The organism is Bacillus pfraonensis (assembly GCF_050768835.1).
GTDB lineage: Bacteria > Bacillota > Bacilli > Bacillales > Bacillaceae_G > Bacillus_A > Bacillus_A pfraonensis.
Map to the genome: position 1 here is coordinate 1 of NZ_JAHCDO010000102.1, position 446 is coordinate 446.

At 38.8% G+C, this 446-nt stretch carries 1 protein-coding gene; it reads left to right on the forward strand.

Features of this window, described 5'->3' with window-relative positions:
* The coding region (locus KFD70_RS29290) for an RNA-guided endonuclease InsQ/TnpB family protein (protein WP_431613555.1) at positions 1-446 on the forward strand (446 nt) is incomplete at both ends.

Sequence of the window (446 nt, forward strand, 5' to 3'; positions counted from 1 at the left end):
CAATCCTACACAACCAAGCAAACGAACGGCAATATTGCGATTGTAGGTAACAAAATGAAATTACCGAAACTTGGCCTTGTTCGCTTTGCCAAAAGTCGTGAAGTAGAAGGTCGTATTCTAAATGCAACGATTCGACGTAACCCAAGTGGTACATACTTTGTATCTATCCTTGTCGAAACAGAGATACAAGAAATGCTTAAAACGGAATCCACTTGTGGAATGGACGTTGGGTTAAAAGATTTTGCTATTCTTTCTGATGGAACAACATACAAGAACCCTAAATACTTCCATATATTAGAAGGAAAGTTAGCAAAAGCACAGCGTATCCTTTCCAGAAGAACGAAAGGTTCTTCGAACTGGAACAAGCAGCGTATGAAAGTTGCAAGAATCCATGAACATATTGCCAATGCGAGAGCTGATTACTTACATAAACTCTCTACTGAAAT